The following is an 8,694-nucleotide window of genomic DNA, read 5'->3' on the forward strand; positions in this document are numbered from 1 at the left end:
ACCACCGCCGTCACCCAGTAAAACCCAAACATCACCATCACGTATGGGTTCCCGGTCACCACCCCTCCTGTTTTACACCTGTGCACCTGATTGCACGGGCCTGCACTCTGACAGCGCCACCAAACGGAGGATTTTTTGCACCGGGATTTACTAGCCCGGCCCCCTCACCCCCATCTTCCCCGTCATGTGCACTCGCACGCCGATCACACACACAGTCACCCACAGACACGGAGAGATCCCCCTTGCTGTGTGCGCCCCCTTTTGCGTGCAATAGAGTACTATGAGAGAGAGAGAGATCTCTCTTCTCTCTCTCTATTATTCAATCCGGACCCGATCATCCGTCTTTGTTTTTGCACTTTTTTGGTGCAGAATCCGGTGCACACAGGGTGCAAAAGTGCCGTCATCCTCCGGCGGGCAGGGGACACTTGCAGCACAGACTCTTTTTTCCACCCGATTTCAGCAGTTTGCGGCGGGTGACGCCACTCAACGGACGACGTAAAGCGGGTTGATTCGGATTTCCCCCACGGCACACCCGCATCACGGGATCGTTTCCATCATTCCGGGGATCGCACACACACCCACACCCGCCCACCCGGAGAGAGGTGCCATTGGCTGTGTGTGTGTTTTGCTGTACTTTAGTACATAGAGAGAGACGCGTCTCTCTATCTGTACTGGTACAGGCAGTACGAAGGCCGATCCTCGACTTTTCTCTCTCGCGGCAGGTGCGGAATAATCTGCGGGAAACCTGCTGTAAAGTTGTAAGTATCGTCACGCTCAGGTTTCCCGTCCTTCACCGACACTCTGCCGACGGATGACGCCGGGCCTCGATCCAGTTCCCTGCCCCGTAGAGGACGAACGCGGCGACGATCCCGTTGAGCGGCGGGATGCCGGGAGAATATATGGCGATGGCCGACGCCGCCACATAGGCGACGACTCCGGTCCAGCGGACGGCGCACAGGTCGGCCTCTTCTAGGGGGGGATACCGGCCGCGGTGGACGACGGCAAAGTCCGCAAGAATGATCCCGCCAAGGGGCGGGATTATTGTGCCGAGCATCGTCATATAGGGGACGAGCCAGTCGTACATCCCGAGGAGCGCAAGAACGGTGCCCAGGCCCGCCCCGCCGAGCGTGATCAGCCTGCGCCTGTTCGTCCGGAGAAGGTCGCACCCGACCACCGAGACGTTGTATATGGTGTTGTCCTGCGTCGTCCAGATGTTCAGAAAGAGCATCGCGACACCCGCGGCGAGGAGGCCCTGCAGGCCGAGCATCTGGACGATGTCGCTCTCCCCATAGACGAGGGCGCCGCAGGCACCGACAAGGACCATCAGGCCGTTCCCAAGCAGGAACGCGAGGACCGCCGCACCGACTGCCGTGCGCGGCGTGTCCGCAAACCGCGTCCAGTTTGTCGCCTGCGTCCCCCCCGCGATAAATGTCCCGACCACGATGGTCACCGCCTCCCCGACGCCCATGGTGGCCGTGGGTGCGATGGAGAGGACGCCCGCCACGCCCCCGCCGTCCCGCGTGGCGATCGCCAGGCTCACGACGATGAGGACGCACATCAGGGGGACCGATACCAGAGAGAGACCTTCGAGCCCCCGATAGCCGATGAACGCCGTCCAGCAGAAGGTGACGCCGAAGAGGAGCATGAGCGGCGCCCTCCACCCATCGCCGAGGTCCAGAAGACCGGTGAACAGGATCGCGATCGTCGCCGTCCCCCAGGCGTACCACCCGACCTGGGTGAACCCGAGGACCAGGTCTGGCCAGCGGCTGCCGATCCTGCCAAAACAATAGCGGCCCATGAGCGCCGTGTTCAGCCCGCTCTTCTGGGAGACATAGGCGAGGGCCGCGACATAGCCCGCAAGCAGGAGGTTGCCGAGCAGGATGACGGCGATCAGGTCGGGCCAGAAGGGGAAGGCGACGCCGATGGCACCGCCGCCCCACATCGTCGCCGAGAAGAAGGTGAAGCCGAGGAGGATGACGGCAGTGGGGAGGAAACCCCGGCGTGCATGGGGAGGGACAGGGGACTGGGGATAGTCCTCCATGCTGTCTTCGCTGCGTCCTCCCATAGAATATCGCCGAAAGAGTGGGACGAAGGATAATTTTAGCGTTATGATCCGGAACTTCCGGCAGGAGATGATATGCATCAGGGGAATGGCCGCACGTCCTTCTTCTGCACGGGGATACGGAGGAGAGAAAGAAGGTGTGCCGTCCCTTCACGTCCCTGAAAACTCTCGCGGGCGCGGACCTGCCGCTCCCCTCGCCCCTCCACCCGGGACCCCGGGCAACCTATTTATTCCGACGGTCCCCCTACCCCCGCGGGAGGGAAGAGATGATCGAGATATTGCCGGAGAGCAGGGGAGGCATCATCGGGTTCAGGCTAAGCGGGGAGGTCACGGACGAGGACTACACCCACGTATTCATACCCGCGATCGACCTGGCGACCGAACGCTATGGCACTGTCCGCGTGCTGGTCGACATCGTTGACTACAAGGGGGAGGACTTCGGGGCGATGACCGACGACCTCGTCCAGAGCATAAAGGAACCTTCTGTCGAGCGCGAGGCGATCATCGGCGATGAAGAGTGGGAAAAACGGCTGCTCTCCGTACAGCCGGCGTTCTTCCTCTTCTCGACCACCGACGTCAGGTTCTTCAGGCCCGAACGCCGCCAGGAGGCGTGGAGGTGGATCGGGGAGGGCATCGTCCACCTGGTGAGGGCGCCCGTTCCCGGCCCGCGCTGAAGAGGGGGAAGGACCGGGCCCCTGAAATACAACGATTTTTTTCGGTGAGGGAAACGGCCCCGGCATCATCTCCCCGACCTGACCGGAGCAGAGATCCCGAATACAATGGGATGACATGCACAGGATCCGTCCCGGATAAGGAAGCACGGCTCTGAAGGAAGAGGTCACAGAAAAAGAAAGAGTGCGCCGACCGGGACTCGGACCCGGGTTTAGGCGTTGGCAACGCCTAGTGATAACCACTACACTATCGGCGCTCTGCCACAGTGCAGAGAAATGTTGGCACTTTTTGCATATATGGATTGCCCCCTCACTGAGGGGACTATTCCTGGATTCCCCCTCGCATGACGTGGGGCCTCGCGGTCCTTCGCTCCATGAAGAGACTTTCGATCCGGAGATGGGCTGCCGGGAGCATATCGCGGCCTGGAAGAAATGAGAGGAGACATTCCTGACTTTCGGAGTTACCTGTTCTCCACACGATCGAGAGTGAAATGGCGGGGATTCGCCCTTTCTTGATCCTCAAATTTTCAAATAACACATTTTTGACTGTTCAAAATGGTAAAATAGCAGTTGAATAGGTCAGCTTTTCGTTAGTTTTTCCAGGCTGATACAACGATACAGGTATATAATAAGGAAAAAAGACAAATAAAACAATACAAAGGCTTAGGATGTGACTGTATGCCATTAAGTAAGAAAGAATTGGAGAAGAAGAACAAAGCGAAGATAGCCAAGGCAGAAGATCTCTCAAAGCAGGCGGCAGCAGGTAGCCAGGCCGCCAAGAAGAAGCTCAAGAAGCTCAACAAAAAGATCAATTGAGCTGCCTGGAATTTCCAACTATTTTTATTTTTATTTTATGGGCCAAGTGAACTACCACGCGCCTGTTGGGCGTGGCTTCCTGCTTCATGGACAACACTTGCATCACAGAAATGTGATGGAGAGGTACCGTCTCCACAGCACGGGAAATGCTCCGCATTTCCACAGGCTCAAAGGGCTGTTCCATCCCCACGCGGTGAATATTCACCGTAGCATTGTAATCTCTATCGGCAACAAACCCACAGTACGGACATTCGTGGACTCTCTCAGAAAGGGTCTTTTTCACGATGCTTCCACAGTTCGAGCACATCTGTGACATATTCCGGGGATCGACTTTTACAAGTTTCGTACCAGCACTTTCAGTCTTGTACGCGAGATAAGAATAGAACCGTCCCCACGAAGCATCGTGAATGCTCCTGTGGAGTTACCTTTCTCATTCAGACCTTTGATATTCAGGTCTTCGACGCAGATCGTTGCATAGGTATCAACATACAGGCGGGAGAGTTTGTGCATAAAATCTCTCTTCTGGTTCGTGATGTGATCATAGACCGTCTCCAGTCTGCTCTTTGCCTTCTTCCAGTTCTGCGAAAACCGTTTCTTCCGGGCAATGCTCCGTTGCAACTTCTTGATCGTATCCAGTGAATGCTCATAGAACCGGGGGTTCTCGACCACCGCACCATCGCTATCGACCGCAAACGCGTTCAGACCAACATCGATACCGACAGACCGCCCTTCACGCTTTGACGCGGAGACCTCCTGCTCTGCCTGAACGATCACGTACCATCTGTCACCAGAACGAGTGATCAGGACGCCCTTCACCTTCCCGATGTACGGTCGATGCATCGTGAACGGAATTGTTCTGATCTTCGAGAACGTGATCGTGCTGTGTTCACGGTCGATCTTGAACCCGGACTGGTTGTAGTTGAGCGTTCGGTATCGGAATGCACCCTTGAACCTGAGTTTGCCGATCTTCCGTCCTCTCTTCTTCGACTGTGAGAGTCCAGCAATGTTGCTCCAGAGAGTATAGTTCACCATCTGGAGTACTTTGGAGTACACGCCCTTCAGAGATGGATTCTCATCTTTCAGCGTGACGATCCGCGCCTGCGCTCCTCGCATTGTCGGGGGAATTCCATTCTCCCGTGCGATGTTGCATTCTTCGAGAAGTTTGTTGTAGAGCTACCTACAGGTATCAAGTGCGGCATTCAGCCATGTTTCCACGGTTACATCTGGATACGCCCGATAATTGTAGGAGATCAGCATAAATGATGGCCACATTATATCCAAATATAAATATCTCTAATCTGTGCATGGTGAAAGTGAGGACGGGCGGCGCCGCAAGGTAAACAATCTCTATGAAACCTTGAGTTTCTCAGATCTTATAGAGAAACACACGAAAAATGGCATCAATATTTCCCTACAGAGAATGATGATCGGTTCATCAAATACGTAATATGTTCCAGAAGTGGCGTTTTTTGCAACTAACTATTACCCAGAACCAAAGTGCGAGGGGAGGGATTCGAACCCTCGAACTCCTGCAAGAATGGACCCTAAATCCATCGCCTTTGACCTGGCTCGGCAACCCTCGCAGACCAGAAATGCAGATATCCATACGATCTGCCGGTATAAATACCCTTGATCCCGGCCACGGCAAAAGCCCCCAAAACCTCCCGGCGGCACAAAGCATCTGATTTTATCAGCCCTCCCTTCCCAATGAAAAGCAGGACTTAGGGCACATGTTCAAAGCGCTGGACACCTACCAGAAGGGGATCTATTATGTCCTCATCGGCCTCCTCGCCATCATCATCGGTTTTTCCGTCATCGAACTGGCGTACCTCGTTTTTCAGGGCCTGTTATTCGACGAATCCAGACTCCGGCTTGAGAACCACGAAATCCTCGGCGTTCTCGGCCTCTTCCTCCTCGTGCTCATCGGCATCGAACTCCTGGAGACGATCCGGACCTATATCGAGGACCACAGGATCCACGTCGAGGTGATCCTGCTCGTCGCCCTCATCGCCGTCGCCCGGAAGATCATCCTCCTCGACTCGGGGGAGATGAACGACCTCACCCTGATCGGCATAGGCTTTGTCATCATCGCCCTCTCGGGCGGTTACTATCTGGTCAAGAAGGCGAAGGCCATCGAAAAAGTGGATTAGAGAAAACGCGCATACGGCACAGAGGCATGACCGGACGGGCGCGGGAGGCCCCCGCACCCCGCATAATCTCACCGCAGGAACTTCGAGACAAAAGGCGAGGTCTCGCCCCTCCTCAGGAAGTGGCCTGACGGCCCCTCGCCCAGGAACTCGGAGAACCAGGACTCGTGCTCCACCTCCTCGTGGAGGATGGAGAGGGCGAGGTCGTACGTCCGGTGGTCCTTCCCCGCGGTCAGGGAGCAGACATGAGTGTACTGCCGCACCGCACACCTCTCCGCCTCCACGAGCACCTTCAGCATCGCCGTTGTGTCTGTCGGGTCCGCGGGCAGTTTTGCCGGCGGGCACCCGGAGACATTGTGGAAGTCCACCATATTCTCTGGCAGCTTCCCGCCCAGTTCATAGATCCTGGGCACCAGGGCCTCGAAGTGGTTTCTGTCCTCGATCCGTGCGGTCTCCGCGATCTCCTTGATCGTCTCCCCCTCCAGACCGATCAGGTTCACCCGCAGGATCGTGTAATAATAAAAGGTCGTCAGTTCTGCTGCGGCATTCTTCACCAGGAGGTCGACGAGATGGTCCACGTCGACCCCCGCATCCTCCACCATCTTCCGTGTAACTTTTGCCATAATACCCCCCGTGGGAGGGGAGGGTGGGGCCGCGCATTCATAAACATTCTCCCGCGCGACGGTCAGGCCGCGGCAGGGGGGCGGACGGCCCGGCCCCTCTCCGAGAGGAGGTCGAGCTCCAGGGCAGGTGCCGCTCTTCCCCAGGGCGCGAAGACCGCGTTTCGCAAGCGGTCCTTGAACCTGACCTTTGCCGAGAGGGTGATCCTGGCCCGAAGACTCGCGGCCCCGACCGACGCCCGGGCCAGGAGGTACATGTACCGCACGCCGCGCAGTTCGTCCGCGTCGGTCCGCTCGAAGTCCCAGAGAGTGCCGCTCTGGTCGAAGTTGAAGGCTGCCACCATCTTCGGGACGAGTTTCGTGTACTCGACGCCGGTCTCGATCGCCCCCTCCACCGCGGGCGTCGCCCCGACGACGGGGATGAACTGGAGAGAGGCGGTCAGTCCCATCCGGCTCGTCTCCTTCACCGGGTCGAGGACCCGCCTCGGGTACATCGTAGAGACCCGCGGCTGCCGTCCCCTCTCGTCAGGTTTCAGGACGACGATAAACCGCGCCGAGTGCAGCACCGTCTCCTCGCTCTCGGGCAGGAAAGAACAGCAGAGCCGGACCAGGAAAAAGTCGTACCTCTTCATATCGGCCCTGACAAAAGGATCGATCTTCTTCAGGTCGTCCTTCCCGAGCAGTCGGGCAAGGTTCTTCGTCTCCGGCCACCCGATCGCGACGGCCGGGAATGTCTCGGGCGCTTCCGGCATGCCGGTAACACGGCTGAACCGCACCTTCTCCTCGCCGGAGAGGGGCTCCGGGACAAAGGAGCCGATCTCCAGGATCTCCTCGTCTGTCAGTCTCTCGGTATGTCTTTCAAATGCAGGCCGCATGGAATGATACCCCGGCGCCTCTGGGGAGTAGGGGAAGAAAAAGAGATCGGTCAGGCCCTCTCGGGGACGGCCGCATCCCCCTCTTTTGCCCCGGCCGAAACCTTCCTGCCGGTCCCGATAAGGGCGAGGGCTGCGGGCATGATGACGATCGCCCCGATCAGGGAGAAACCGACGGCGATGACAGTCGTGATCCCGAAGGTAGCGATGATCTTGAAGTTCGAGAGGACGAGGGCCGAGAAACCGCATGCTGTCACCAGGGCAGAGACCGTCACCGCCGTCCCGACCTTCTGGACCCCGTCGCGGATGGCGACGAGGGGATCGCCTGTCTCCTCGAGTTCCTCGGCATACCTCTCCATCATCAGGATCGTGTACTCCGAGGCGACGCCGATGGTCATCGAGCCCAGGCAGGCCGTCATCGGGGAGTAGTCGATCCCGAGGAGGAGCATGCCCGCGACATTCCAGTCCACGAGGGAGACGAGGGGGACGAGGGGCGAGACCGCGTACCGCCGCCTGTAGACAATCAGCAGGTACGCCAGGATCAGGGCGAAGCCGAGGTACGTCATCTCCCCCTTGCTCTGCGCAATGTTCGCGATGAGGGCGGTGTACATGTCGTAGTCGCCGGTCGGGTAGACCACGATACCGGGCGGGGGTTGCATCCACCCGATATCGGCCATCACCGCCTCCTTCACCCGGTTCCGGGCGTCCATCTCCATCTCGATGGTGGAGAACTGGACCACAGACGCCGTGTGGCCGTCCAGGTACTTCGCCCTCTCGTCCTCGGGGATGCGGGCGAGGACGGCGGCAATACCGGACTGACTGGCAGGGAGGACGCCGTTGTTGTACTCCCGGATCAGGGTCGCGATGCTCGTGACGCCGGTGAGTTCGAGGTGCTCGTCGAGGGCATAACCGCCGAACCGGTCGGTCCAGGCGATAGCCTGGTAGTCGTCCACCCCGGCGCCCTCCACCAGGAGAGGGAAGGGCTGGACCGAGCCCACGACCCCGGTCACCGTGTTCAGGGAGAGTTTGGTCGGCATGTCTGGCGGGACAAAGGAGTCCTGGTTGGTGTCGATCGGGATCGAAGTGTCGACCGTGATCCCGGCAAAGGCCACCACCGCCGCCACCAGCAGCACAGGCACCGGGTTCTTTGCGATCGTCACCGCGGCCCCGGAGAGGAGGCTGTCGTACCGGTTCTTCAGCGCCACCCCCCTGCCCGCGCCCGCGGGCTTCGGGCGGTACTGCACCAGGGAGGGCGATCACGGGCAGGCCGACCAGGGCCGCGCCATAACAGCAGGCGATCCCGATGATGCTGACCAGCCCGAAGGACCGCACCATCGGCACAGGCGAGACGAACATGGCGATAAAGCCCATCGCAGTCGCGAGCATGGCGATGAGCACCAGCAGGGAACCGGAGAGTTCGTCTTCCATCTGCTCGTCGAAGGCGGTGTTCCCGGTGATCTCGATCCGGACGCCGGGCGGCGGGGACTCGCTGTCGATCACCGACTG

10 protein-coding genes and 2 tRNA genes are annotated in these 8,694 nt (G+C 58.9%); 4 read left to right on the forward strand and 8 right to left on the reverse strand.

The window, feature by feature from the left end:
• Positions 1 to 790 precede the first annotated feature (790 nt).
• Positions 791 to 2,065 carry a cytosine permease gene (gene codB / locus PHP59_RS09695; protein WP_300166444.1) on the reverse strand — a complete coding sequence of 425 codons (1,275 nt, stop codon included), beginning with the start codon at positions 2,063 to 2,065 and terminating at the stop codon, positions 791 to 793.
• A gap of 263 nt (positions 2,066 to 2,328) precedes the next feature.
• On the opposite strand from codB, the gene PHP59_RS09700 reads away from it, so the two are divergent.
• Positions 2,329 to 2,736, forward strand: coding sequence for an STAS/SEC14 domain-containing protein (locus tag PHP59_RS09700; protein WP_300166446.1), 408 nt, complete (start codon positions 2,329 to 2,331; stop codon positions 2,734 to 2,736).
• A 182-nt stretch (positions 2,737 to 2,918) separates the two neighbouring features.
• Here the strand turns inward: PHP59_RS09700 and PHP59_RS09705 are convergent.
• Positions 2,919 to 2,990: transfer RNA gene (locus PHP59_RS09705), tRNA-Gly, on the reverse strand.
• Positions 2,991 to 3,411: 421 nt separating this feature from the next.
• Here PHP59_RS09705 and PHP59_RS09710 point away from each other — a divergent pair.
• Positions 3,412 to 3,549, forward strand: coding sequence for a hypothetical protein (locus PHP59_RS09710; RefSeq protein WP_300166448.1), 138 nt, complete (start codon positions 3,412 to 3,414; stop codon positions 3,547 to 3,549).
• On the opposite strand, the gene PHP59_RS09715 is transcribed toward PHP59_RS09710, so the two are convergent.
• The 3 genes from PHP59_RS09715 to PHP59_RS09725 form a co-directional block, all read right to left on the reverse strand.
• Positions 3,542 to 3,958: a transposase gene (locus tag PHP59_RS09715; RefSeq protein WP_300166462.1), complete on the reverse strand. Its 417-nt coding sequence runs from the start codon at positions 3,956 to 3,958 to the stop codon at positions 3,542 to 3,544. The genes PHP59_RS09710 and PHP59_RS09715 overlap by 8 nt on opposite strands.
• A complete protein-coding gene (locus PHP59_RS09720; RefSeq protein ID WP_300166450.1) occupies positions 3,883 to 4,662 on the reverse strand; it encodes a transposase in 780 nt (259 codons plus the stop codon). Before PHP59_RS09720 ends, PHP59_RS09715 begins: the two co-directional genes overlap by 76 nt.
• A gap of 385 nt (positions 4,663 to 5,047) precedes the next feature.
• A tRNA-Leu gene (locus tag PHP59_RS09725) sits at positions 5,048 to 5,132 on the reverse strand.
• A gap of 147 nt (positions 5,133 to 5,279) precedes the next feature.
• Here PHP59_RS09725 and PHP59_RS09730 point away from each other — a divergent pair.
• Positions 5,280 to 5,699 (forward strand): phosphate-starvation-inducible PsiE family protein, encoded by a 420-nt coding sequence (locus PHP59_RS09730; RefSeq protein ID WP_300166452.1) that lies wholly within the window; start codon positions 5,280 to 5,282, stop codon positions 5,697 to 5,699.
• A 68-nt stretch (positions 5,700 to 5,767) separates the two neighbouring features.
• On the opposite strand, the gene dps is transcribed toward PHP59_RS09730, so the two are convergent.
• The 3 genes from dps to PHP59_RS09745 all read right to left on the reverse strand — a co-directional run bounded on the left by dps (position 5,768) and on the right by PHP59_RS09745 (position 8,432).
• Positions 5,768 to 6,319, reverse strand: a complete 552-nt coding sequence (dps, locus tag PHP59_RS09735; protein WP_300166454.1) for a DNA protection during starvation protein — start codon at positions 6,317 to 6,319, stop codon at positions 5,768 to 5,770.
• Positions 6,320 to 6,381: 62 nt separating this feature from the next.
• The gene (locus tag PHP59_RS09740) at positions 6,382 to 7,191 is read right to left on the reverse strand and encodes a hypothetical protein (protein WP_300166456.1); all 810 of its coding nucleotides are present in this window, start codon (positions 7,189 to 7,191) and stop codon (positions 6,382 to 6,384) included.
• A 50-nt stretch (positions 7,192 to 7,241) separates the two neighbouring features.
• Positions 7,242 to 8,432: an MMPL family transporter gene (locus PHP59_RS09745; RefSeq protein WP_300166458.1), complete on the reverse strand. Its 1,191-nt coding sequence runs from the start codon at positions 8,430 to 8,432 to the stop codon at positions 7,242 to 7,244.
• Between the two features lie 59 nt (positions 8,433 to 8,491).
• Here PHP59_RS09745 and PHP59_RS09750 point away from each other — a divergent pair.
• Positions 8,492 to 8,694 (forward strand): hypothetical protein (locus tag PHP59_RS09750; protein WP_300166460.1); only part of this gene is annotated, 203 nt, incomplete at its 3' end.

The sequence above is a fragment of the Methanofollis sp. genome (genome assembly GCF_028702905.1).
Lineage (GTDB): Archaea > Halobacteriota > Methanomicrobia > Methanomicrobiales > Methanofollaceae > Methanofollis.